Here is a 21,628-nt window from a genome sequence, read left to right as displayed (position 1 = left end):
GGGGAGGGGGGAGAGGGGAGGCGGGAGGGGGGTCAGGCCGTCGGCGCGGTGGGCGCGGTCGATGCGCTGGGCGTGGCAGGTGCGGCGGACGCGGCGGGCGAGGCGGGCGAGGCGTCGTAGACGCAGCGGAAGCCCACTTCGTTGTGCCGGTCCGTCAGCAGGTCCTTGCCCCGGTAGTACGTGGTGAGGCAGACGGCCGGAGAGGTCCACGTACCGCCCTTGAGGACATGGAAGGCCTCGGGACGGTTCATGAACTCGGGGCCTCTGCGGCCCTTGAAGAACGGTGCCATGTCCTGCCGGGAGAAGAAGTTGGTGCGGGTCAGCTCCCAGACGTTCCCCGCCATGTTGAGCGCGCCGTACGGGCTCGCCCCGCCCGGCAGCGCGTCGGCCGCCACCACCGGCTCCGGCGGCCAGGACAGCGAGGTGCGCACCAGCAGCGCCTCCAGCTCGGCGAGGTCGCGCGGACTCTCCTCCGGATAGGCCGACTCGACGCTGCGCGCCCGGTCCGTGTCCCAGTCGTCGCCCCACGGGTAGCGGCGGCCGTCGGTGCCGCGCGCGGCCTTCTCCCACTGCTCCTCGGAGGGCAGCCGGCCGCCGGCCCACCGGGCGAACGCGTAGGCGTCGTACCAGTCGACGCCGACCACGGGGAAGGAGGGATTGTTGAAGCGCGGGTCGCGCCAGTGCGCCGGGGTGTGGTCCTTGTCCTCCGGCTGGTCCGGATGCGCCCACCGGGCGGCGTCGCCGGACCGTACGTCGGCCAGGAAGCGCGCGTAGCGCTCGTTGGTCACGGCGGTGCGGTCGACGTAGAAGTCGGGCAGCTCAACGACCCGCAGCGGGTTGTCCGAGTCGTCCATCCGGAACGGGCCGACGGCGGACGCCCGGGCGCCGACGATCGACGGTCCGCCCGGCACGAGGACCGCGTCGCTCAGATCGGGCTCCCGGCGGTCCGCGTCGACCCGCGCGCGCAGCTCGGCGAAGTGCTCGTCCTCCAGACGGCGCAGCTCGTCGGCGTCGGTGGACCCGAAGATGTTCCACAGCGCGCGCTTGGTCAGCGCGGCGCCGCAGCCCACGGGCTTGCGGGCGTAGGCGGGCCGGCTGAAGTTGCTGGGCCAGCCGGAGATCCGGATGAGGTCCCGGGCCGCCTCCGGCATCCGCTGGGCCCCCACCACGTTGATGGCCGTGAACGCGACCCAGTCGACGTCGTCGTGGGTCGCCGCGCAGATCGCCTCACGGGCGGCCGGCACGTCGCCGAACCGGGCGGCCAGGTGCTCGACGCACAGCCGGCGCACGTTCCAGTCGCGGTGCTCCACCGCTCCTCTGCGGAGCACGGCCTCGCACTCCGGTGCGGCGGGCTCCGCCGCCAGTTCCTTCTCCAGGAGGGACAGCCGGTCCGCGTACGCGCCGTCGTCCAGACAGGACAGCGCGGCCAGGGTGGGCAACTCGAAACGCACGGGCACTTACCTCGGCTCGGTCAGGGCTCGGTCAGGGTCAGGGCTCAGGGGCGGGGTTCGGGAGCGGGTTCGGGAGCGGGGTTCGGGAGAGCGGGGTTCGGGGACGGTAGGAGGGGCCGTCCAAGGGGGCGGGCGGGGAAGTCGGGGCCGTGGACGCCGCGTGACGCGGCGCCCAGGGCGTCGTGCGTGGTCCGGGCACCCCGTGAAGGCGGGCCCCGTGCCGTTATGGCTCGTCCTCAGGACGGCGCCGTCACCACTTGGTGGCGGTCTCGCCGGCCTCGCGGGAGCCCAGGAAGTCCTCGGCGGTCATGTCGGATCACCTCCCTCCCGCTGCTCGGAGGGGCACCGGCGCCCGGTTCAGAACGGGCGGTGCTGCGGGTCCGGGTAGCAGACGCGGAACCGGCGGTCGACCAGATCCCGTTCCTGCTTGTAGATCGCGATCAATTCCTGCACCGAGTCGCGGGACACGTCCAGCAGATCGGCCATCTCCTCGATCTTCCGGCGCTCCGCGTCGGCGAGGACGCCGTCCGCCGTACAGACACGGATCGTGTCGTAGACGAGACAGCCGGCGGACTCCTTGGCGCCCTTGGCGCGGCTGAGCACCTTCGCGAGGTCGTCGGTGCCCGGGTAGCTCTTGAGCTCCTCGACGAGCTCGTCCGGGCCGTGCATGCCCGCGATCAGACCGACGGCGAAGTCGCGCTCCTGCGGAGCGAGGTCCCCATCCGCGTTGGCGCAGATGAGAAGGGCCTTGCCGTAGGCCTCGAAGTCGGTCGTGCTCGGGGCACGGTCGAATCCCCAGTAGCTCTGGAAGATCCAACGGAGGCCGAGGTCGGCCGGCTTCTCCTTGGTGATCGCCATACGTGTCACCTCCTTGTGGTGGTTCGACCCACCGTGTGCGGGTCTGTTGATCACGAGGAGGGTACAGCGGGTAATCATGGGATTGCAATGAGTAATTGGGCGTGGTGTGGTTGTGCCCCAGAGGGGACGCGAGCGGTCGAAGCTAGGCGCGCAGGCCCGCGGCGACCGGGCGGTGGTCGCTGCCGGTGGCCGGGAGGGTCCAGGCGTCGGTGGGGGTGACGCCCCGGGTGAGGATGTGGTCGATACGGGCCAGCGGGAAGGCCGCCGGCCAGCTGAAACCGAAGCCGGCGCCGGACTCCTCCTCGACCGGCGTCAGCCGGTCCGTCAGGGGCGCGAACACACGGTCCGCGGTGGAGCCGTTGAGGTCGCCCAACAGCAGGACCTTGCGCTGCCGCTCACCGTCGAGCGTCCGGACGAGCGCGTCGAGCGTCTCGTCGCGGCGGCCCGTGGCGAAACCGGCCGCGCCGACCCGGACCGACGGCAGATGGACGACGTAGACGGCGAGGGGCCCGTCCGGTCCCTGGACCAGCGCGCGCAGGGAGCGGCTCCAGCCGGGGTCGATGGTGACCCGCCGGGACTCGGCGATCGGGAAGCGGCTCCACAGGGCGACGGTGCCGACGCGTACGGAGTGGGGGAGCCGCCGGTCCAGCGCCTTCCGGTACGCGGGCAGCGCCTCGTCGGTGACCTCCTCCAGCGCCACCAGGTCGGGGCGGGCGGCCAGCAGGGTCCGGACGGTCCCGGCGGGGTCGGGGTTGGCGGCGCCGACGTTGTGGGTGACCACGGTCAGGTTCGGCGCGGCGCCGGCGCTCCCGCCGAGGAACAGCGGCGCGAACACGGCGGCCCACACGGCGCCGAGCAGGAGCGCGGCGATCCCGGCCGGCCGGGACCTGCGGATCAGGGCGGCGAGGAGCAGTGCCGGTACGGCCGGACCGGTCCAGGGGAGCGCCGTGTCGAGCAGGCTGCCCAGGTTGCCGGGCGTGTTCGGTACGAGGGAGTGGCCGAGCAGGACGAGGCCGGTGGCCACCGCGACGGCGCCGAGGACGCGGTCCGCGGGGCGGCGGGGGAGGAAGCCGGGTTCGGGGGCGGGTTCGGGGTCGGCCTGAGGCTCGGGCGCGGGCTCGGGCGCGGGGCCGTCGGGGTCGTCAGGGTCGGCGGACGGTGGTGCGGTGGGGTCGGAGAAACCGCCCCCGATGTACACGTCCGGGTAGGGGTCCTCGTACACCTTCGGCATGGCGGGTCCTGGGGAGGGGAGTGGCGTCGGTACGGCGGCTGCGCGCGGGGAACGCGGTGAACGCATCGCAGTCAGCCGGCCGCGTCGGTCAGCGGGCTCGGGCAGGTGCCGCCGGGGCTGGTGAGCAGCTCGAAGTGCCACATCTCGTTGTTGTAGACCTGGCACAGGCCGTAGCGGGCACCCTTGCGGATGAGCCAGTCGTCGGCGTCGGTGGGGCCGATGTCGACCGCCTTCCCGGTCACGTGGGCCGACTTCTGCGGGGTGCTCACGTACTGCCGCGCCCGCTCGGTGCTCCCGTACCGCTTGACGGCCTCGTCCAGCAGCCGCTGCTGGTGTTTCTTCGTACGCCACCCCGACGTGACCCGGAACTCGATGCCGTCGGCGCGGGCGTCCCGGGCCGCTTCCTGGACGGCCTTCAGCAGGCCCGCGTCCAGGCGGCCGACGGCCGGGTACCGGGTGTCGAACGGGGTGAGCGGGCGGCCGTCCGGCTGCTCACTGTCGTCGTCGTCCTCCGGGGCGGCGGCCGAGGTCCCCGGAGGAGCGCCGGCGGCCGGTGCGGCGGGCTTGTTCCCGGGCCCCGTACCCCAGAGCGCGACGGCCAGCGCGGCGACCGCCACCGCCGCCACGGCGCCGACGGTGGTCGCGGTCCGGCCCGGGGAACGGCGTACCGCCGTCGCGGCCTCGTTCGCGGTGGGATCGTCGTCGTGCATGGTCGCCTCCGGGCGTCTGGACGGGCGGCGGGTGATGCCGCGGACCGATGCCCTGAGTGAACGGGGGGCCGTGTTGCCTGGCCGTTTCGATTTCCCGATACGTTTTCGATATCCCTCTGCCGTTTCGATGTCCTTGCGCCGTCCTCGTACCGTTTCCAGTGGGGACGCGCGGACAGACCGGGTCGGGCGTCGCGAAGCAGGAGAGACCGTATGCGGGTGCTGATAGTCGAGGACGAGCTGTATCTCGCCGAGGCGGTACAGGCGGGACTGAGGCTCGAGGCCATCGCCTCCGACATCGCCGGGGACGGCGACACCGCCCTGGAGCGCCTCGCCGTGAACGAGTACGACATCGTGGTCCTCGACCGCGACATCCCCGGCACCCACGGCGACGACGTGTGCCGGATCATCGTGGAACGGAGGCTGGGCTGCCGGGTGCTCATGCTGACCGCGGCGGGGCTGATCGACGAGAAGGTCGCCGGGTTCGAGATCGGCGCCGACGACTACCTGACGAAGCCCTTCGACCTGAAGGAACTGGTCGTACGGCTCCGCTCGCTGGCCCGCCGCCCCAAGGACGGCACGCCCCCGGTCATCGACTGCGCGGGGATCCGGCTCGACCCGTTCCGGCGCGAGGTCTTCCGGGACGGGAGGTACGTGGCGCTCACCAGGAAGCAGTTCGCCGTCCTGGAGGTCCTGATGACCGCGCGGGGCGGGGTCGTCAGCGCGGAGACGCTGCTGGAGCGGGCCTGGGACGAGAACGCCGACCCGTTCACCAACGCGGTCCGCATCACCATGTCCGCACTGCGCAAGCGGCTCGGCGAACCATGGGCCATCCACACCGTGTCCGGCGTCGGGTACCGCCTCGACGAGCCGGCCGGGCGGTCCGCGGCGCCGGGGCGTGACGGACGATGAGACACGAATCCGTACCCCCGTCCGCTTCCTCCGCTATGCCCGCCCAGCCCGCCGTGCCCGCCCGGCCCGGCCGGCGGCCGCGGCGGCTGACCGCCCGGATGAAACTCACGCTGACCTACGCCCTGTTCGTGTTCGTCGCCGGATCGCTCAGCCTGGTCGTGGTCTACCTGGCCCTGCGCTTCGTCCCCGACTACCCGCTGGGCGACCTGAACCCGCAGGCCGCCGCCGTCGCCACGCGCCCCGACATCCTGCAGGCCCTGGTCAAGGCGTCGGGCGTCGTCCTGCTGCTGCTCGCGCTGATCGGGCTCGGGGCCGGCTGGCTGATCGCCGGCCGCGTCCTGCGCCCGCTCCAGGACATCACCCGCGCGGCCCGGCGGGCCGCCGACGGCTCCCTCGGCCACCGCGTCGGACTCACCGGCCCGCGCGACGAGTTCACCGAACTCTCCGACACCTTCGACGACATGCTCGCCCGGCTCCAGCGGTCCTTCGACGCCCAGCAGCGGTTCGCCGCCAACGCCTCGCACGAACTGCGGACGCCCCTCGCCGTCAGCCGCACCATGCTCGACGTGGCCGTCGCCGACCCCGACGGCCAGGACTACGGCCGGCTCGTCTCCCGGCTCCGCGAGACCAACCAGCGCGGCATCGACATCACCGACGCCCTGCTCCAGCTCTCCGCCCTCGACCACACCCCGCCCGCGCGGGAACCGCTCGACCTCGCCGGCCTCGCCCGGAGCGCCGTCGAGACGGTCCGCGAGGAGGCCGGGACGCGCGGCGTCGCCCTGTCCGCCGACCCCCGCCCGGCCCTGGTCGACGGCAACGACGTCCTGCTGCGCCAGCTCGTCCTGAACCTGCTCCACAACGCCGTACGGCACAACCTGCCCACGGGCGGATCGCTCGCCCTGACCACCGGCCCCGACCCGCTCCGCCCCGGCCGCGCCCTCCTGACGGTCACCAACACCGGGCCGCCGCTGCCCGTCGCCGTCGACCGGCTCACCGAACCGTTCCTGCGCGGCAGCGGGCGCGTCGCCGAGAAGGATCCGACCCGCCGCGGTCACGGCCTCGGCCTGACGATCGTCGCCAGCATCGTCCGAGCCCACCACGGGGACTTGGACCTGACCCCCAACCCGGGCGGCGGCCTCACCGTCCGGGTCTCCCTGCCCGCCGTCGAGTAGGGACGCGGGCACCGGCCGCGTGGGTCCCGGGCCGGGTGAACCCGGCGGCGGACGCGTCCTTCTGGTGGAAGCCGGTGCCGTCCGTTCGGGAACGACGCCGTTTCCACCCGGAGGCGGGGCGGCTCGCGCGGCAGGATCGCGATGCTCTGCCCCCGCCCGTCCCGCGGCAGAGGGACTCCTCACCCGTCCTCGGAGGTGACCGCCCATGCTCCTCGTCATCGTCATCGCCGCACCGGCGCTGATCGCGGGTATCTCCGCGAACAGCGAGGCCCGCGCCGTGGACCAGCTGGTGGAGACCGCCGGGTACCTCCCCCGGGCGCTCCGCGGGCGCGGATCGAGGCCGACGCGATCTGCTGCGCCCGCGCCGTCCGCGTCCAGGAATGGCCGCTCATGGCCGAGGGGAACGGCGACGGATTCCCGGTGCCCAGCGTGTGGTCCACCGACTTCCGGCAGGCCTTCCGCCAGGTGCAGGGCCAGCCGGTCTTCGGCATGCTGGTCTCGGCGGACAACGACCGCTCCGTCGCGCGCGACGAGCGCCTGGCCCAGGCGAGCCCGAGCATCGCCGGCGCCATCTTCCTGTTCCTGCTCGTGACCCTGGTCATCACGGTGGTGGCGCTCGGCTTCTGCCTGCCGCGCAGGAACAACCGCGGCCAGATCGTCACCCTCACCGTGATCACCTCGCTGCTCACCACGACGCTGGTCATCATCCGGGACGTCGACCGTCCCTTCGGCGGCATCGTCGACGTGGGCCCGACCGCGATCGCCGAGGTGGAACAGCAGGCCATCCGCGACCTCCACGCGCACCACCCGACGGTCGCCCTCCCCTGCGACGACCGGGGCAACCGCCGCACCGCCTGACGGCCCCGGCTCCTTACGCCTGGCGTGTCGACGAGCGCCCACCCGGGCCGAAGCGAGGGATCGATGGAGACGGGAGCGGTGCAACGCCACACCCCGGAAGGCGGCCGAAAAAGTCACCGCTTATTCTCCGTGGCCACCCGCGGGAACCCGGTTCAAGCCAGCCCCGGCCGGGCGCGCCCGGCCGATCCCGCAGGTGCGCCCGACCCGGGACGCTTCCACCCGAAACCGCCCCGGAGCAGCGAAAAGACCCTCCCGAAGGAGGGTCTTCGTCGTGCGCCCCCGGCAGGACTCGAACCTGCGGCCAAGTGCTTAGAAGAGACCTGTCCGTATCGCGGCCGTTAGGCCGCTGACCTGGCGTTTTTGTGCCTAGAGGAGCCCCCTCCTCGGGATTTTCTCGCGTATTCACCGGAGGGGACCGTTCCGGCGGCCCGGGACCGACTGCGGTGGGCTGCCTCCGAGGCCGCGCACGACCGGGCGGGGCGGGCCACACACACCCCTGATGAAGTGGAGGAGGATGGAGACACGCGAGGCTAGATCACGACGGAGACAGAGGAGACACGGGGTGCCGCAGCATGCCAGCCCTCGGGGTACGTACCTGAGAGTCGCCGAGGCGGTGAAGGCGCAGATGGACGCCGACTCGGGGATGACGGAACTGCCGACACTCGCTGAGCTGATGGCCGCACATGGCGTCTCGCGCGGAGTCGCGGTTCGGGCCTTCAAGGTGCTCAAGGAGGAGGGACGAGCCGAGGAGGTTCGGGGCGGCCGGTGGCGAGTAGTGCGGGATGGCGAGCAACGCGACCGCCGGCCGTTGGTCGAGCGGATCACGGACGTCTTCCGTGTGGACGAGCTGAAGGTCGGAGACGACTTCCCCAGCACGTCGAAGCTGGCGGACCGGTTCGGGGCCTCCCGGCCGACCGTCGCCAAGGCCCTGGACAAGCTGGAGGCATCCGGCCTGCTCTCAGAGAGCCGACAGGGCAAGCAGCGCACCGTACTGGCCCTGCCGGGCCGAGAGGAGCAGTCGTAGTGACCGTCACGACACTGGCCGAATGGGCCCACCCCCTTGCCGAGTCGCTGCTCGCCGGGCCGCTGCCGCGCCGGTGGGCACACTCCCAGGGAGTGGCCGAGCGGGCGCGGATCATCGCGCCCATCCTTGGCGAGGACGCCGAGCTGCTAGAGGCGGCCGCTGTACTCCACGACATCGGGTACTCGCCGGACGTGGTCGAGACCGGCTTCCACCCGCTGGACGGTGCCCGGTATCTGCGCGACGTCGCGCGGGCCGATGACCGGATCGTGCGTCTCGTAGCGCATCACTCCTGCGCCTGGATGGAGGCCGAGGCGCGCGGCCTCAAGGAAGACTTGGAGAGCGAGTTCCCCAGGGACCTTCCTCATCTCGACGACGCGCTGTGCTTCTGTGACATGACCACCACCCCGGACGGCGTACCCACGAATCCGGTAGACCGCATCAACGAGATCTCCGGCCGGTACGGCGCGGACAGTCTGATCGGCCGGTTTATTCGCCGCGCCGAGCCGGAGATCCTGGAATGCACGGCCCGGGTCCTTGAGCGAGTCGCTGCGGCGCGGCGTCAGCCGATGTAGGGGGCCGTCCGCGTCCGGTCCATCGCGTGCTCTATCCGGAGCCGCATCGTGGGGTGGACGTCGAGCTCGACCAGGTCCGCCGGGGCGACCCAGCGGACCTGTGTCGTCTCGCTGCTCGTCCGCACCTCTCCGCCGGTCGGGCGAGCGCGGAAGCAGATGGAGAACTGCTGCCGCACCTCTCCGTCGTCGTATGCCATCACGTGTCCGGGGTCGGTGTAGATCCCGGACACGTCGACGACCTCGGCGTTTATCCCGGTCTCTTCCCAGACCTCACGGACCACGGTGTCGCTGATGGACTCCCCTGCGTCGTGCCCGCCGCCGGGCAGTGCCCACCGGCCGTTGTCGGAGCGCTGGATCATCAAGACACGGCCCTGTCCGTCCTGGACGAACGCCACGACGGACGGCACCACGGAGTTGGCCGGCGGGGCATCGGGATCGTGGAGGTAGTCGATACGTCCCATGGTCAGGCTCCTGTGATGTCGTGGTCCAAGACCTGGCGGGCGCCGCCCCAGGTCTGCTCGATGCTATTCGCGTACGTGTCGAAGAGACCGCCTCCAGGGAGGCGCCGCAGATGGAAGACCGGCGCCATGTAGGCCCCGATGCCGTACGCGTGTGTGTTCACCAACATCTCGTCGTCGGCACGGAAGAGCGAGTTGTAGAGCGTGGTGTCGTGCAGCCGGAACCCGATCTCAGGGTGGCTGCGGAACAGCGGCTGGTAGTTGACCAGCGCGTTCCTGATCTTCCCGTCCATGACGCGGTGCCCCTCGTCGATTCCGCGCTGCTGGACTGCGGGGCACGCGGGGTCCCCTAGCAGGACGCGGACCTGCGCGGTTCCCTCAACCTTGGACTTGAGGATGGAGTGGAACGCGGGGTCCTCGGACAGCCACAGGCCCGCGTACACGAGGACGTCCAGATGCTTCTCCGCCCTCTCGTACATCTCGCGCCACAGGCCGGTCGGGACCATGTGACGGTGCGGGTACACGGTCACGATCTCCGCCTTGCCGAGATCCGTGGCGGTCTCCACCGCGCGCAAGTCGTCCCAGAGGGTCGTCACGTCGACTCGGAGGAACGCGGCGGTGGCGTACTGGTGCCGCCGGTACGGCACCTTCCCCTGGGTGATCCAGCGTTCCACCGTCTTTGGGCTGACCTCGATGGCGTCAGCCAGATCTTGGACCGAGGCGCCGCGCGCCAACAGGGCTGAGCGTAGGCGCTCGTTGGACATCTCCACCCCCGAGGGACGTCTTGGGAGCTCTTGACGGTAGCCAGATGTCCTTGGGCTGTCCATCGAAGGGGTGAACAACGCCCCTGGCCTGCGGCGATTCTGATGTTGCGCCAGGAAATTCCGGGCGCGAACCCGAGAGGTTCCCTCGGCAAGCTTGACGAAAGTCGAAGCAGTACCTGTAATAGAGGTACCGCATCGGTCCGGGGACGGAACCGATCGGTCGAGAGCGCCCACGTGGCCGTTCTCAGCGCCCGGAGGGTCCTCGAAAGGGACTCGATGGAAGCGACTGCTGACTTGAGAACTGAACAGTGGACACAGAACGACAGGCATCTGCGACAAGCCGCAGGCCCTGCCGCATACGTGAGCAGCAAGCACCTTCTCCCATGCCGCCCCTACCGGGCGGACAAGCGATTCGTACGTGCGGCGAGACAAGGGCAAACATCGCGGGCCCCGCTGGGGCCCAGAGCACTTCCCTACCTCCGCGACCGGATCGGTCGCGGCCGGTTGCCTCCTCCGCCCGTCCGGCCCTTCAGGGTCGTACGGGCGGGGTCGAGGGGAGCCGGATTCCTGGTTCCAACGGCGAGAACCCCCGGAGTTGCACCTCCGGGGGTTCGTTTCGGGCCGTTCCTCTGAGAAGGGAGCACGACCCAATGCAGTTCATCGCTGCACTTCAGGCGGCCGTTACGGCCGCCCCGTTCGACGGTAAGCCGTCGACGGCGGAGCTGGACGCGATCGAGCAGGAGATGCCGCTGATCCTGGCGGAGGTCGACCTGCTCGACGCCCAGATTCTGACCCTGGACCGTCCGGCCACCGAGCTGGACGAGCAGCGCATCCGCCGGGCCCGGAAGCGGGTCCTGGCCGAGCGCCGCAACCTCACGAACCGCGCCGCCGGTCTCGCCCCGCTGGGCGGTGCCGCATGAGCGTCACCGTCGGACGGGACCTGCTGGCCGCGCACGCCGAGGTGAAGGCGGAGATCGCGCGGACGGACACCAAGACCGGGCTGCTGCTGGCGTTCGTCGGCGCGGTGCTGGCCGGAACGTGGTCGTTCGCCCGCGATCTGCCGCTCAACGCGCCCGCGATCATCGTCGGCGCGGCGGGCCTGGGGCAGATGCTCAGCGCGGTCGCTCTGCTGCTGCGCTCGGTCCGCCCGAACCTCGGCGGCCGGCACGGCTTCCCGCTGTGGGCCACGCTCGACCCCGACGAGATCGGCCCGGCCGTCGCCCGCGACCTCGCGGCCGACGTCGCCGGACTGTCCAGGGTCGCGGTCACGAAGTTCACCGCGCTGCGCCGGGCGGTCGACCTCACCATGGCCGGCGGTGCCGTGCTCATCATCGCCGCCCTGCTCACCGCAGGGGGTGCCGCATGAGCGAGCGCGTCACTCTTCCGGCCGACGTTGCGGAACTGCTGTCTGCGATCGTGGAGGCCCTGGATCTGCCGATTCCGTCGATCGACCCGGCCGACGAGCACGCCCGCTACCGGCTGCTGGAGCGCCGCGCGCAGTTCGTCGCCATCGCACTGAGGGGTGTCCTCCAGTATCCGGATTACCCGGACCTGGAGTCGGATGCCGCCTGGCTCCGCCGGCACACGGCCCGGTTCCCCCTCACCTACACCGCCTACGTCCCGTCGGGGCGGAAGGGGGGTGTGGTGTGAAGGCGAAGACCGTGCTGCCGGCCGTTGGTATGACGGCCGTCTCGATGGTCCTCACGCTGGCCGTGGTCATGTTGTGGCTCGGTGAGGTGGTGCCGGGGTTCGTCGCGCTGGTCGTCGGTCTCGGTATCGACGGCGGCTGGCTGGCCACCCTCGCCTACGAGCGGCGTCTCGCCGCCCAGGGCGACCACTCGACCCCCGTCACGGTGGTCGGCTGGTCCTTCGGGCTCCTCGCGACCGGCGTCCTGGTCGCCCACGCGCTCGGCTCCGGCGACGACGCGGGCGCGTGGCTGGCCGTGGCGTGGCTGCCCCTCGCGGCCAAAGCCCTGTGGCTGGTGCACGGCCTATGGGAGCGCACCGCGCTCACCACGACCGCGCTGGACGCCATCCGCAGCATCCAGCAGGAAGCCCGCGACGAAGCCGGGGTAGCCCGCGCCCGGCTGCGGGCCGACGCCACCACCGAGGAGACCCGGCTGACAGCCGTGACGCAGGCCGGAGCCCGCGTCGCACACGTCCAAGCGAAGACCGCCCAGACCCTTTCAGCAGCGTGGTCAACGCTGGAGAGAGTCAGGGCGGGAGAAGACACCAGCAGGGCTCTGAGCAGCGTGACGAGCCGCGTCACACCCGACGTCACACCCGGCGTCACACCCCGCTGGGAACTGCCCGTCTGGGGCCCTTCCGAGCCGATTCCGGCCCTGGAAGCACCCGCGATCACCGACGCGGAACTGGACGCGCTGGTCGACGAGATCCGGCTCAGCGAGACCCCCGAGCTGCCGTACCGGGAGATGGCCCGACGCTTCCGGGCCGCCGGCCACTCCGCCTCCGAAGTCCGCCTGCGGGCCGCGTGGAAGCGCGTGGCCGCATGACGGCGACGCTGCCCGTCTATCGGTGGCGACTCGCCCCGGACGGACTGGCCACCCGCCGCCAGCTCCGCGCCCAAGGGCTTCGGCCCGGCGGTCAGGACGTCGTCGCCCAGCTCGAACGGCCCCGCCGGCGGCGCGGCCCGCTGGTCGCCTACCTCTACCGGATCGACCAGGCGCTGCCGGTCCGCCCGATGACTCCGGGCCGCCGTGCGGCGCTCGACAAGGCCATGACCGCCCGCCGCACCTGCCCCGAATGTCGGCAGGACCGCGGCTACTGCATCCCCCGCTCGCTCGGCATGTGCGCCCCGTGCGCGGACACCGACCCCCAGACCATCGCCTGCTCAGGCGGCAAGGAGACCCAGTCATGACGACCACCACGAACACGACCGCCCCGTCCGCGATGCACGCTCCGGTTCCGCACCACTTCATCCTGACCATCCAGACCGACGACGGTCGGATGGTCACCCAGGACGGCACCGTCCCGGTCGTCCCCGGGGTCCACACCCGGATGCAGACCTACACGACCCTGCGCGAGCAGGTTGGTGAGCACTGGGGTCTGTCCCGGTTCACGGTCCTGTTCTTCGCCCTGGAGCCCAACAACCTCTAGCGGCATAGGAGTTCAGGACCGGCTTGCAGCCCCGGCAGGACGCCGTGAGGGCGCCGGATCGGATCCGGCCCGGGGCACTCACCCCCACCACGCACATCGAACGCTCCCGGCTGGGAGCGGCCAGGAAGGACGTGAACCGTGTCCCGCAACCTCCCCGAGCCCGTCCAGGTGGTGCAGCTCCCGGACGGCACTTACGCCTACGCCGACCACCTCCCCTCCCCGATCCAGCCCGCACCGGCCCCGCAGGTGGTCCACCAGCACATCCACCAGGCCCCGCCGGACCGCACGGTCCAGCGGATCGCGCTCGGCTCCGGCATCGGCGGCGGCGCCGTCGCCGCCGGCGTCTACTTCGGCCCCCTGCTCGTCGGCGCGCTGACCGCGATCGCCGCGAACCTCGCGTTGCTCGCGTTCCTCGCCGCCGTCCTGTCCTGGGGCGTGGTCACCGTCGTCCGCAGCATCGGCGGCAAGGAAGGCCAGCAGGCCGCCACCGCCCTCGCCAAGACCCGCCGTGGCCGTAAGAGGGGGAAGTGATGGGCCTGTTCAGCCGCAAGACCCCGTCCGAGCCGCGTACGCCCGCCCGGGAGGAGATCGCCGCCGCAGGCCGCGCGCTCGCCCGCGGCAACCAGCGCCCCGCCGACCGGCTCGTCGCCGAGGCCGGTGCCGACGGGCAGCACGTCGCGATGCGGATCCTGGCCGACTCGATCGACTTCACCCCGCAGGACTGACGACTGCCTGTCCACCCCCGGCCTCACGCCGGGGGTGGGCGGGGAGCCGGGACAGTCCCGGCCCCGGAAGGGACCGCGTCGTGGCCGCCAAGAAGACCCCCGAGTCCGACTCTCAGCACCCCCCGCTCACCGCCGGCGAGGCCACAAAGATCACCTGGTATATCGCCCGGATGGCCAAGCGTGGTCTCGCGGGCGACACCGTCTACCAGGGCGACCTGGAACGCAAGATCGAGCGCCTCATCGACGGCGCCCGCACCCGCGCCGAGAAGAACGCCAAGCAGCCCAAGAAGTAGCTGCGCCCCGGGGCGGTCGACAGCCGCCAAGCACACCGGCCGCCCCAGGCCATCCCACCCCTCTTTCGAGCGGCAGGAGACACCCAGCATGACGGAGACCCTGACCGGCGCGCATCTGCGGCCGGTGCCCGACCTCGACCACGACGACGAGACGCCCGCCGCCCCGGTGGCGGTGGACAACCCGAACCTGCCCGACCCGAAGGTCACGGTCGAAAAGCGCAAGCCGGTCCTCGCCGGATGGCTCACGAACCGGCGCGACCTCGCCGCGACCGCCCGCCACACCGGCGCGAACATCGGCTACGCCGCCCTCTACCACGGGGTGCGGATCCCGGTGTATGCCGGACGGCTCGCGATGATGTCGCCGCGTGGCGCGTGCCGGTTCGTCGTCTCCACCAACCGGTGGGTGTGGGACCGCGAGGCCGCGCCGCTGCGGGACTTCGCAGTCCGCAGCGAGGACGTCGAGGAGTACATGCGCCTGTCCCGGCTGCGGGCCGGACGCGTCCGGCTGCGCGGCCTGGTCACCCTCGTCGCCGCCGTATTCGGCGTCGGGTTCGCGCTGTGGCTGTACGTCGTGGCCCCCGCGTTCTTGTACGTGTTCGCCGCGGGCGGGGTGCTGCTCCTCGGTGTGGCCGGCCAGCAGCCCGACGCTCCCGTCGTGGGCCCTGCGGTGCTGAAGACCGAGGTGCAAAAGCTCACCGGGTCGATCGTGCTGCGGGGCCTGGACTCGATCGGCAACGCGAAGATCTCCGCCGCCATCAAGAAGGGCGGCGACATGAACGGGCTGCGGTTCGTCTCCGAGATCGTGCGCGACGGGCCCGGCTACCGCGCCGACCTCGACCTCCCCTACGGCGTGACGCCCGAGGACATCATGGACGCCCGCAAGCCGCTGGCGTCCGGCCTGCGGCGCAAGACCGGCTGTGTGTGGCCCTCGCCCGACCCGACCGAGCACGAGGGACGGCTGGTGCTGTGGGTCGGGGACAAGCCGATGAACGAAACCAGTAAGCCCGCCTGGCCGCTGCTGAAGACCGGCACGGTCGACCTGTTCAAGCCGGTCGTGTTCGGCAACGACCAACGTATGCGGGACGTCGCGGTCACACTCATGTTCGCGGCCGTCGTCGTCGGCTCCGTGCCCCGTATGGGCAAGACGTTCCTGATGCGGCTGCTCCTGCTGATCGCCGCCCTCGACCCGCGCGCCGAGATCCACGCGTTCGACTTCAAGGGCACCGGCGACTTCGGCGCGCTGGAGCCGGTCTGCCACCGCTACCGCGCCGGCGAGGAAGACGACGACATCGAATACGTCGTCGCCTCCCTGCGCGAGCTGAAGGAAGAGCTGCGGCGCAGGGCGAAGGTCATCAAGTCCCTGCCGCGCTCGCGCTGCCCGGAGTCGAAGGTCACCCCCGAGCTGGCGGGCGACAAGAGTCTCGGGCTGCACCCGATCGTCGTCGGGTTCGACGAGTGCCAGATCCCCTTCGAGCACAACGAGTACGGCGCCGAGATCGAGGCCATCTGCACCGACCTGGTCAAGCGCGGCCCCGCCCTCGGCATCGTGACCCTCTTCGGTACCCAGCGCCCCGACGCCAAGTCGCTGCCCACCGGCATCTCCGCCAACGCCGTCCTCAGGTTCTGCCTGAAGGTCATGGGCCAGCCCGCCAACGACATGGTGCTGGGCACCTCGATGTACAAGTCCGGCTACCGGGCCACGATGTTCTCCCGCTCCGACCGGGGCATCTGCTGGATGGCCGGCGAGGGCGACGACCCCCGCATCGTCGCCTCCGCGTTCGTCGACGCCGTCGCCGCCGAGCAGGTCGTCGCCCGCGCCCGCAAGGCCCGGGATGACTACGGCAACATCACCGGCCACGCGATCGGTAAGGGCCCCGACAAGACCGCCGGGACCGACGTCCTCGCCGACCTCCTCGACGTCATCGCCGAGGACGAGAAGGCCGTGTGGTGCGAGCGCCTCGCCAGCCGCCTCGCCGCTCTGCGGCCCGACGCCTACACCGGCTGGAAGGGCGAGAACGTCACCGCCGCCCTCAAGCCCCACGGCATCAAGCCGGGCCAGGTCTGGGGCACCACCGACGACGGTAAGGGCGCCAACCGGCGCGGTATCGACCGCACCGACATCGCCGCCGCCGTCACGAAGCGTAAGGCAGAACGGGACGCGGCCTGACCCAGCAGCACCGCTAGGCCTAGCACCCGCGCCTGCTAGGTCTAGCACCCCCGCTAGCACCAAATAGGGCCCCTGGCCAGCGAACTAGCGTCTAGCGGCCCACCTGCGAAACCCCCCGGAACCCGCCTCATCGAAGGGATGCGACCCCTCCATGGCCCTCGCTAGCCTCCTCGCCCTGCTCACCCTCTCCGGTTACGCACTGTTGTGTATGGCGTCGCCGTTCGCCAACTGCCGCAAGTGCCGCGGCATCGGCCACAAGGTCGTCCTCGACCGCAAGAACCGCCCCAAGCGCGACAAGATCTGCCGCCGCTGCAAGGGACGCGGCAAGCGACTGCGCGTCGGACGCCGCCTGCACAACCACAGCCGCGCCATCCACCGCGACGGCACCCGCGCCCAGCGCCCCACCTCATCCTGACCCGCCACCCCAGGGAGACAGCTCATGGTCATAACCGTCTCGCTCGTCGCCGTCTTCGGGCTCGTCCTGTTCTTCCTCCTGCGCTCCAACAGCCTCGGCTACGGCTCCGCCTTCATCGCCGTCATGTTCGGCTTCTTCCTCGCCTCCACCGGCGCCGCCGGACCGGTAAACAACCTCGCCAACGCCGTCATCGCCGCCATCCCCAACCTGTAGCGGGCCGGGATGGACGCGACCCCCGCCCCCATCCCCGTCCTCGACTGGGGCGACAACTCGCACTTCGACCGCCGCCGGGACCGGCCCTGCTGCCTGTGTGGCCGGCCGACCCCGATGCGGTCCCACGACGGAGAGCCCGTCCACAAGGTGTGTGCGGAGGAGTGGAACCACGCCCACCCGGACGCGCCGCGGCTCTACCGCCCGCCGGACAAGACCGACCCGGCCCGCCCCCAGCAGGACATCGGCACCACCCGCTTCCACAACGACGGCCCCACCACGCCGATCCTGGCGCGCCCGGCCCGCACCGCTACCCCACGACCCCTCAGCCCGGACGACGAAGGCGACGTTGCCCTGTTCGCCGCCTGACATACCGAGGGCGGCCCCCGTCTCGCCAAAGTCCGGGGCCGCCCTCGCCTCCCAGCACCCTCAAGAGAACTGGAGAACCCAGCATGACCCAACCGACCCTCATCCGGCGAGACGGCCGGCACCTGATCGCCACCGCGCTGTCCCTTACCGCGGGCTCCCTGCCGGTGCTGCCGCTGCGGGCGGGGAAGGGCCCGGTCGGCAACTGCCTCGACTGCGCCGGAACACCGCCCCGGTGCGGTGGGCGCCCGAACATGAAGACCCCCGGGCCCTGCGTCTGCCCGCTGCCCTGCCACGCCTGGGCCGCCGCCACCACCGACCCGGCCGTCATCACCTCGGCCGCGTGGGCGGCCGCTTGGCGCGACGCGGGAGTCGTCGGCTACCACCCGGGCGGCGCGGGGGTGACCGTGGTCGACCTGGACGACGCGGACGCCGTCGACTGGGCCCGCCACACGCTGCCGCCCACGACGACCGTGACCACGACGCGCGGAGAGCACTGGATCTACCGGGGAACGATGCGCTCCTCCAACCACGTACGGCCCGGAGTCGACATCAAGTCCCTCATGGCGTACGCCCGGTGGCTCGGTCCTGGCACCGGATCGATCGAGGTTCTGCCGCCGGCCGTCCTCGCCCTCATCGTGAAGGAAGAGTCCACCCGCCCGGGCGAGGCGGTGGACTCTTCGTCTGTGACCCGTGCCCGGTGGGACCGGAGCGTGGCCACCGGGTGCCGCCACACCGAGCGGTTCGTCCGCACCGGCGCGGCGCGCGGGGTCAGCCACGTCAAGGGCCGCCCCGATCAGGGCGCTGGGACGGCCGCGTACGGGGCCGCCGCGTTCCTCGCCAAGCAGCACACCGCCTGCCCCGGGCCGTGCGGGCTCGACGCCCTCGGCGAAGACCTTGTCGACGCGGCCGTCTCCGTCGGCGTCCCCGAGCCCTACGCCCGCCGGGCCGTCACACGCGGCCTCGCCCTGGGAGCCACGACGTGACTGCCGCAGACCAGCAGCCGCGGGCGACGGCGGTAGGCGCCCCGAAGGGCGTCGCCGAAGGCGTCCCTTCTAGCCCTGACCCGCACCCGATCGAGGAGGACCACCAGATGACCCCCTCGAACGAGCTGCCCTCGCCGTCCAACCCCATGGCCGTGGCCCGCCGGATCGTGCCCGACTGGCACACCGAGGACGGCCGACTGCGGCTGCGTCGCTGGCACGGCATGTGGATGCGCTGGACTGGAACCTGCTGGCGCGAGTACGACGAGGCCGAGATGCGCGCCGGGCTCTACCGACGCCTGGAGCACGCCACGTTCGTGGCCGGGGAGGACAAGAACGGCTTCCCCGACGTCCGGGAGTGGGCACCGACCAAGACGAAGATCAGCAATCTGCTGGACGCGATGTACGGCATCACGCTGCTGTCCAGCGACATCGACGCCCCGGACTGGATCGACGGCGAACGCGGACGGCACGACACCAGCCCGATCGTCGCCTGCCGCAACGGGCTGCTGCGGATCCGGGACCGGGAGCTGCTGCCGCACAACCCCAGCTTCTTCAACCTCGCCGCCGTCCCCTTCGACTACGACCCCGAGGCCACCGCCCCGGAGTGGGAGACGTTCCTCCGGGACATCTGGCCGGACGACCCCGAGCCCGTCGCCGCCCTTCAGGAGTGGTTCGGCTACGTCCTGTCCGGCCGGACCGACCAGCAGAAGATCCTGCTCATGAAAGGCCCCTCCCGCTCCGGGAAGGGCACGATCGCCCGAGTGCTGAAGGAGCTGGTCAGCAAGGAGAACCTGGCCGGGCCCACCCTCGCCGGGCTCGGCACGAACTTCGGTCTCTCCACCCTCATCGGCAAGCCCCTCGCCATCATTTCCGACGCCCGGCTGGGCAACGAGAGCAACGTGGCCGTGGTCGAGCGGCTGCTCACCATCTCCGGCGAGGACACCATCGACATCGACCGCAAGTACCGCGAGCCCTGGACGGGCAAGCTGCCCACCCGGCTGATGATCCTGACCAACGAGCTGCCGAACTTCGGCGACAGCAGCGGCGTCATCGCGAACCGGTTCATCGTCCTGAACACCACCCGCTCCTGGCTCGGCAAGGAAGATCCCACCCTCCTCGACCGGCTCATCGCCGAGATGCCCGGCATCATCAACTGGGCCCTCGACGGTCTCGCCCGCCTGGAACGCACCGGCCGGATCACCGCACCGGCATCTTCCCGGGACGCGGTCACGATGATGCAGGACACCGCCAGCCCCACAAGCGCGTTCGTCCGCGAGCGCTGCACCACCGGCCCCACGTGCGAAGTCCCCGTAGACGCCCTGTGGGCTGCCTGGAAGGAGTGGGCCGAGGACAACGGCATGAAGTCCCTCGGCACCAAGCAGCTCTTCGGCCGCAACCTCCTGTCCGTCGTCCCCCAGCTCCACCGCACCCGCCCCCGCGACGCCTACGGCCGGCAGGTCGCCACGTACGCCGGAATCACGCTCAATCCCCCGGCGCCACATTCCTGAGAGTCGCGACTCATCGCGACTCAAACCCCGTCACTACCGCTCTGAGTCGCGATGAGTCGCGACTCAGAGCAATGTCACTCCAACTTTGCCGGAGGAGGCTCCGATGGCCAGCACGCCCAAGACCCGCGCGATGCTCACCGTCCCCGAGCTGTGCGACGAACTCGGTATCTCCCGCTCCACCTTCTACGAATGGCGCCAGAAGCAGCGGGCCCCCCGCTGCATCAAGCTTCCGAACGGTGACCTCCGGGTGCGCCGGTCCGACCTTGACCTCTGGCTGTGTGACCACGAGGACGCTGCTTGATGGATACGACGTACGACGTGAAGTTCTGGAAGACCACCGTGTACGTGGGCAAGAAGAAGACCACGTACACGGTCCGCTGGTTGCTGAAGGGTGAGGAGTGGCGGAAGCCGTTCAGCAAGGTAGCTCTCGCGGACTCCTTCCGCTCGGGACTGGTGTCCGCCGCCAGCAAGGGGGAGGCGTTCAGCCTCTCCACCGGGCTGCCGGTCTCGTACGCGTCTCGCGCCGCTGGCGTGGCGTGGTACGACTTCGCGATCCAGTTCGCTGACCAGCTCTGGGGGCGGACATCCGCGAACAATCGACGGAATGTGGCAAAGGCGCTCACGCCCGTCACGATCGCCCTGCTCCGCTCTCAGCCGACGGCGTTCAAGGGAGTCGACGTGCGTCGGGCCCTGCGCGAGTACGCCTTCAACACGCTCCGGCGGGACGAGGCCCCGCCGGAGGTCGCAGTGATCCTTCGATGGGTGCAGCGGAACTCGCTCCCCATGTCCGCCTGGGAGGACGAGAGCACGGTGGAGACGGCGCTGCGCGCGGCCGGGACGAAGCTGGACGGCACGCCAGTGGCCGCCAGCTCGGCCCGGCGGACCAAGCGAGTCCTGAACGTCCTCTTCGAGTACGCCCTCAAGAAGAAGGTGCTGAAGGAGAACCCGCTCCCGAAGGGCAAGGGCACCAACACCACGGCGGCCAAGACGTCGTCCGCCATCGACAAACGATCGCTGCTCAACAACGAGCAGGCCGCCGGACTGCTCGGGTGGGTCTACGCGCGACCGCGGGGCGGTCGGCGGCTGCACGCCTTCTTCGCCACGATGTACTACGCCGGGGCCCGGCCCGAGGAGGTCGTGGCCATCGACGTCGGGGACGTGCGCCTGCCCGCCCCGGACGCGGAGGATCAGTGGGGGGAGCTGCTGCTCCACATCGCCCACCCCGAGGTCGGCAAGCAGTGGACGGACACGGGTGAGGTGCGCGAGGAGCGCGGGCTCAAGGGCCGGGCTGCGGACGACACCCGTACGGTGCCCTGTCGCCCCTCCCTGACGCGGATTCTCCGCGCCCACATCGAGAAGGAGGGGCTGAAGCCCGGCGATCTCCTGATGCAGGGGGAGAAGGGCGGAGACCTCGCCGGGTCAGTGATCAGGCGAGCGTGGCGCCGGGCGCGGAAGGAAGTGCTCACCTCCTACGAGTTCGGCACCCCCCTCGGTCGTCGCGTGTACGACCTCCGCCACACCTGCCTGACGAACTGGCTCAACGCCGGCATCCCGCCCGCGACGGTGGCCGAGTGGGCGGGCAACAGCGTCCCCGTCCTGCTGACCACGTACGCCCGCTGTATCAACGGGCAGCTCGACGACTTGAAGAAGCGCATCGAGTAGTCGCGCGAGCCAGGGATCCGGCCAGGACGGGGGGTCCCGGAAAATTTCTCCGCGTATTCTCCGTGGCCACCTGCAGAAACCCGGTGACAGCCGGACACCGCCGGACACCTCCCCAGCTCTCTGGGGCAGTGTCCGGCGGGCTGGGGCGATCACGCAAACCGCCGTTGACCAG

At 71.1% G+C, this 21,628-nt stretch carries 28 protein-coding genes; 22 read left to right on the top strand and 6 right to left on the bottom strand.

Annotated features, from left to right (window positions below; translation table 11 throughout):
- Window positions 1-32 precede the first annotated feature (32 nt).
- From ABZ693_RS10820 to ABZ693_RS10805, 4 genes are all read right to left on the bottom strand, one after another.
- Window positions 33-1,451, bottom strand: coding sequence for an SUMF1/EgtB/PvdO family nonheme iron enzyme (locus ABZ693_RS10820; RefSeq protein ID WP_359875468.1), 1,419 nt, complete (start codon window positions 1,449-1,451; stop codon window positions 33-35).
- Window positions 1,452-1,808: 357 nt separating this feature from the next.
- On the bottom strand, window positions 1,809-2,309 hold the full coding sequence (locus ABZ693_RS10815) for a TerB family tellurite resistance protein (protein ID WP_359875467.1): 501 nt from the start codon (window positions 2,307-2,309) through the stop codon (window positions 1,809-1,811).
- A 142-nt stretch (window positions 2,310-2,451) separates the two neighbouring features.
- Complete coding sequence (locus ABZ693_RS10810) at window positions 2,452-3,540, bottom strand: endonuclease/exonuclease/phosphatase family protein (protein WP_359875466.1); 1,089 nt, start codon at window positions 3,538-3,540, stop codon at window positions 2,452-2,454.
- 71 nt (window positions 3,541-3,611) lie between these two features.
- The gene (locus ABZ693_RS10805) at window positions 3,612-4,250 is read right to left on the bottom strand and encodes a M15 family metallopeptidase (RefSeq protein WP_359875465.1); all 639 of its coding nucleotides are present in this window, start codon (window positions 4,248-4,250) and stop codon (window positions 3,612-3,614) included.
- A 210-nt stretch (window positions 4,251-4,460) separates the two neighbouring features.
- Between ABZ693_RS10805 and ABZ693_RS10800 the strand changes: the two genes are divergently transcribed.
- The 5 genes from ABZ693_RS10800 (at window position 4,461) to ABZ693_RS10780 (ending at window position 8,785) form a co-directional block, all read left to right on the top strand.
- Entirely contained in the window at window positions 4,461-5,159 is a 699-nt protein-coding gene (locus tag ABZ693_RS10800; protein WP_359875464.1) for a response regulator transcription factor, read from the top strand.
- 35 nt (window positions 5,160-5,194) lie between these two features.
- Window positions 5,195-6,331, top strand: a complete 1,137-nt coding sequence (locus ABZ693_RS10795; protein WP_359875463.1) for a sensor histidine kinase — start codon at window positions 5,195-5,197, stop codon at window positions 6,329-6,331.
- Between the two features lie 141 nt (window positions 6,332-6,472).
- Window positions 6,473-7,189, top strand: a complete 717-nt coding sequence (locus ABZ693_RS10790; RefSeq protein ID WP_494485944.1) for a bestrophin-like domain — start codon at window positions 6,473-6,475, stop codon at window positions 7,187-7,189.
- A 562-nt stretch (window positions 7,190-7,751) separates the two neighbouring features.
- Entirely contained in the window at window positions 7,752-8,213 is a 462-nt protein-coding gene (locus ABZ693_RS10785; RefSeq protein WP_359875460.1) for a GntR family transcriptional regulator, read from the top strand.
- A complete protein-coding gene (locus ABZ693_RS10780) occupies window positions 8,213-8,785 on the top strand; it encodes an HD domain-containing protein (protein ID WP_359875459.1) in 573 nt (190 codons plus the stop codon). Before ABZ693_RS10785 ends, ABZ693_RS10780 begins: the two co-directional genes overlap by 1 nt.
- Here ABZ693_RS10780 and ABZ693_RS10775 read toward each other — a convergent pair.
- Window positions 8,773-9,246: an NUDIX domain-containing protein gene (locus tag ABZ693_RS10775; RefSeq protein ID WP_359875458.1), complete on the bottom strand. Its 474-nt coding sequence runs from the start codon at window positions 9,244-9,246 to the stop codon at window positions 8,773-8,775. The two genes, ABZ693_RS10780 and ABZ693_RS10775, sit on opposite strands and share 13 nt — an antisense overlap.
- A 2-nt stretch (window positions 9,247-9,248) precedes the next feature.
- Window positions 9,249-10,007 carry a helix-turn-helix transcriptional regulator gene (locus ABZ693_RS10770; protein ID WP_359875457.1) on the bottom strand — a complete coding sequence of 253 codons (759 nt, stop codon included), beginning with the start codon at window positions 10,005-10,007 and terminating at the stop codon, window positions 9,249-9,251.
- 650 nt (window positions 10,008-10,657) lie between these two features.
- Between ABZ693_RS10770 and ABZ693_RS10765 the strand changes: the two genes are divergently transcribed.
- The 17 genes from ABZ693_RS10765 (at window position 10,658) to ABZ693_RS10685 (ending at window position 21,456) form a co-directional block, all read left to right on the top strand.
- Window positions 10,658-10,927 (top strand): DUF6284 family protein, encoded by a 270-nt coding sequence (locus ABZ693_RS10765; RefSeq protein WP_359875455.1) that lies wholly within the window; start codon window positions 10,658-10,660, stop codon window positions 10,925-10,927.
- Window positions 10,924-11,373: a Pycsar system effector family protein gene (locus tag ABZ693_RS10760; protein WP_359875453.1), complete on the top strand. Its 450-nt coding sequence runs from the start codon at window positions 10,924-10,926 to the stop codon at window positions 11,371-11,373. Before ABZ693_RS10765 ends, ABZ693_RS10760 begins: the two co-directional genes overlap by 4 nt.
- The gene (locus tag ABZ693_RS10755) at window positions 11,370-11,657 is read left to right on the top strand and encodes a hypothetical protein (RefSeq protein ID WP_359875451.1); all 288 of its coding nucleotides are present in this window, start codon (window positions 11,370-11,372) and stop codon (window positions 11,655-11,657) included. Before ABZ693_RS10760 ends, ABZ693_RS10755 begins: the two co-directional genes overlap by 4 nt.
- Window positions 11,654-12,520: a protein spdB gene (locus ABZ693_RS10750; RefSeq protein ID WP_359875449.1), complete on the top strand. Its 867-nt coding sequence runs from the start codon at window positions 11,654-11,656 to the stop codon at window positions 12,518-12,520. The genes ABZ693_RS10755 and ABZ693_RS10750 overlap by 4 nt, the downstream gene beginning before the upstream one ends.
- The gene (locus ABZ693_RS10745) at window positions 12,517-12,885 is read left to right on the top strand and encodes an RRQRL motif-containing zinc-binding protein (RefSeq protein ID WP_359875447.1); all 369 of its coding nucleotides are present in this window, start codon (window positions 12,517-12,519) and stop codon (window positions 12,883-12,885) included. The genes ABZ693_RS10750 and ABZ693_RS10745 overlap by 4 nt, the downstream gene beginning before the upstream one ends.
- On the top strand, window positions 12,882-13,124 hold the full coding sequence (locus tag ABZ693_RS10740) for a hypothetical protein (protein ID WP_359875446.1): 243 nt from the start codon (window positions 12,882-12,884) through the stop codon (window positions 13,122-13,124). The genes ABZ693_RS10745 and ABZ693_RS10740 overlap by 4 nt, the downstream gene beginning before the upstream one ends.
- A gap of 138 nt (window positions 13,125-13,262) precedes the next feature.
- Window positions 13,263-13,655 carry a DUF6251 family protein gene (locus tag ABZ693_RS10735; RefSeq protein WP_359875445.1) on the top strand — a complete coding sequence of 131 codons (393 nt, stop codon included), beginning with the start codon at window positions 13,263-13,265 and terminating at the stop codon, window positions 13,653-13,655.
- On the top strand, window positions 13,655-13,849 hold the full coding sequence (locus ABZ693_RS10730; RefSeq protein ID WP_359875443.1) for a hypothetical protein: 195 nt from the start codon (window positions 13,655-13,657) through the stop codon (window positions 13,847-13,849). Before ABZ693_RS10735 ends, ABZ693_RS10730 begins: the two co-directional genes overlap by 1 nt.
- An 80-nt stretch (window positions 13,850-13,929) precedes the next feature.
- Window positions 13,930-14,142: a DUF6257 family protein gene (locus ABZ693_RS10725; RefSeq protein WP_359875442.1), complete on the top strand. Its 213-nt coding sequence runs from the start codon at window positions 13,930-13,932 to the stop codon at window positions 14,140-14,142.
- A gap of 88 nt (window positions 14,143-14,230) precedes the next feature.
- Window positions 14,231-16,309 carry a cell division protein FtsK gene (locus ABZ693_RS10720; RefSeq protein WP_359875441.1) on the top strand — a complete coding sequence of 693 codons (2,079 nt, stop codon included), beginning with the start codon at window positions 14,231-14,233 and terminating at the stop codon, window positions 16,307-16,309.
- Window positions 16,310-16,460: 151 nt separating this feature from the next.
- On the top strand, window positions 16,461-16,724 hold the full coding sequence (locus ABZ693_RS10715) for a hypothetical protein (RefSeq protein ID WP_359875440.1): 264 nt from the start codon (window positions 16,461-16,463) through the stop codon (window positions 16,722-16,724).
- 24 nt (window positions 16,725-16,748) lie between these two features.
- Entirely contained in the window at window positions 16,749-16,937 is a 189-nt protein-coding gene (locus tag ABZ693_RS10710) for a hypothetical protein (RefSeq protein WP_359875439.1), read from the top strand.
- 9 nt (window positions 16,938-16,946) lie between these two features.
- On the top strand, window positions 16,947-17,303 hold the full coding sequence (locus ABZ693_RS10705; protein WP_359875438.1) for a hypothetical protein: 357 nt from the start codon (window positions 16,947-16,949) through the stop codon (window positions 17,301-17,303).
- An 83-nt stretch (window positions 17,304-17,386) separates the two neighbouring features.
- Window positions 17,387-18,286 (top strand): DNA primase, encoded by a 900-nt coding sequence (locus ABZ693_RS10700; RefSeq protein ID WP_359875437.1) that lies wholly within the window; start codon window positions 17,387-17,389, stop codon window positions 18,284-18,286.
- On the top strand, window positions 18,283-19,794 hold the full coding sequence (locus ABZ693_RS10695) for a DNA primase family protein (RefSeq protein WP_359875436.1): 1,512 nt from the start codon (window positions 18,283-18,285) through the stop codon (window positions 19,792-19,794). The genes ABZ693_RS10700 and ABZ693_RS10695 overlap by 4 nt, the downstream gene beginning before the upstream one ends.
- A 103-nt stretch (window positions 19,795-19,897) precedes the next feature.
- Window positions 19,898-20,095, top strand: coding sequence for a helix-turn-helix transcriptional regulator (locus ABZ693_RS10690; protein WP_359875435.1), 198 nt, complete (start codon window positions 19,898-19,900; stop codon window positions 20,093-20,095).
- Window positions 20,095-21,456 (top strand): tyrosine-type recombinase/integrase, encoded by a 1,362-nt coding sequence (locus tag ABZ693_RS10685; RefSeq protein ID WP_359875434.1) that lies wholly within the window; start codon window positions 20,095-20,097, stop codon window positions 21,454-21,456. The genes ABZ693_RS10690 and ABZ693_RS10685 overlap by 1 nt, the downstream gene beginning before the upstream one ends.
- Window positions 21,457-21,628: the final 172 nt, after the last annotated feature.

The sequence above is a fragment of the Streptomyces laurentii genome, assembly GCF_040635425.1.
Taxonomy (GTDB): domain Bacteria; phylum Actinomycetota; class Actinomycetes; order Streptomycetales; family Streptomycetaceae; genus Streptomyces; species Streptomyces laurentii.
Note: the sequence above shows the minus strand (reverse complement) of the source record. Positions and strands in the feature narration are given on the sequence as shown.

Coding starts and splice junctions, on each gene's coding strand:
- ABZ693_RS10815 (WP_359875467.1), bottom strand. CDS start 2,309: ATGGCGATCACCAAGGAGAAGCCGGCCGACCTCGGCCTCCGTTGGATC.
- ABZ693_RS10810 (WP_359875466.1), bottom strand. CDS start 3,540: ATGCCGAAGGTGTACGAGGACCCCTACCCGGACGTGTACATCGGGGGC.
- ABZ693_RS10805 (WP_359875465.1), bottom strand. CDS start 4,250: ATGCACGACGACGATCCCACCGCGAACGAGGCCGCGACGGCGGTACGC.
- ABZ693_RS10800 (WP_359875464.1), top strand. CDS start 4,461: ATGCGGGTGCTGATAGTCGAGGACGAGCTGTATCTCGCCGAGGCGGTA.
- ABZ693_RS10795 (WP_359875463.1), top strand. CDS start 5,195: ATGCCCGCCCAGCCCGCCGTGCCCGCCCGGCCCGGCCGGCGGCCGCGG.
- ABZ693_RS10790 (WP_494485944.1), top strand. CDS start 6,473: ATGCTCTGCCCCCGCCCGTCCCGCGGCAGAGGGACTCCTCACCCGTCC.
- ABZ693_RS10775 (WP_359875458.1), bottom strand. CDS start 9,246: ATGGGACGTATCGACTACCTCCACGATCCCGATGCCCCGCCGGCCAAC.
- ABZ693_RS10770 (WP_359875457.1), bottom strand. CDS start 10,007: ATGTCCAACGAGCGCCTACGCTCAGCCCTGTTGGCGCGCGGCGCCTCG.
- ABZ693_RS10765 (WP_359875455.1), top strand. CDS start 10,658: ATGCAGTTCATCGCTGCACTTCAGGCGGCCGTTACGGCCGCCCCGTTC.
- ABZ693_RS10760 (WP_359875453.1), top strand. CDS start 10,924: ATGAGCGTCACCGTCGGACGGGACCTGCTGGCCGCGCACGCCGAGGTG.
- ABZ693_RS10755 (WP_359875451.1), top strand. CDS start 11,370: ATGAGCGAGCGCGTCACTCTTCCGGCCGACGTTGCGGAACTGCTGTCT.
- ABZ693_RS10745 (WP_359875447.1), top strand. CDS start 12,517: ATGACGGCGACGCTGCCCGTCTATCGGTGGCGACTCGCCCCGGACGGA.
- ABZ693_RS10740 (WP_359875446.1), top strand. CDS start 12,882: ATGACGACCACCACGAACACGACCGCCCCGTCCGCGATGCACGCTCCG.
- ABZ693_RS10730 (WP_359875443.1), top strand. CDS start 13,655: ATGGGCCTGTTCAGCCGCAAGACCCCGTCCGAGCCGCGTACGCCCGCC.
- ABZ693_RS10720 (WP_359875441.1), top strand. CDS start 14,231: ATGACGGAGACCCTGACCGGCGCGCATCTGCGGCCGGTGCCCGACCTC.
- ABZ693_RS10715 (WP_359875440.1), top strand. CDS start 16,461: ATGGCCCTCGCTAGCCTCCTCGCCCTGCTCACCCTCTCCGGTTACGCA.
- ABZ693_RS10710 (WP_359875439.1), top strand. CDS start 16,749: ATGGTCATAACCGTCTCGCTCGTCGCCGTCTTCGGGCTCGTCCTGTTC.
- ABZ693_RS10705 (WP_359875438.1), top strand. CDS start 16,947: ATGGACGCGACCCCCGCCCCCATCCCCGTCCTCGACTGGGGCGACAAC.
- ABZ693_RS10700 (WP_359875437.1), top strand. CDS start 17,387: ATGACCCAACCGACCCTCATCCGGCGAGACGGCCGGCACCTGATCGCC.
- ABZ693_RS10690 (WP_359875435.1), top strand. CDS start 19,898: ATGGCCAGCACGCCCAAGACCCGCGCGATGCTCACCGTCCCCGAGCTG.
- ABZ693_RS10685 (WP_359875434.1), top strand. CDS start 20,095: ATGGATACGACGTACGACGTGAAGTTCTGGAAGACCACCGTGTACGTG.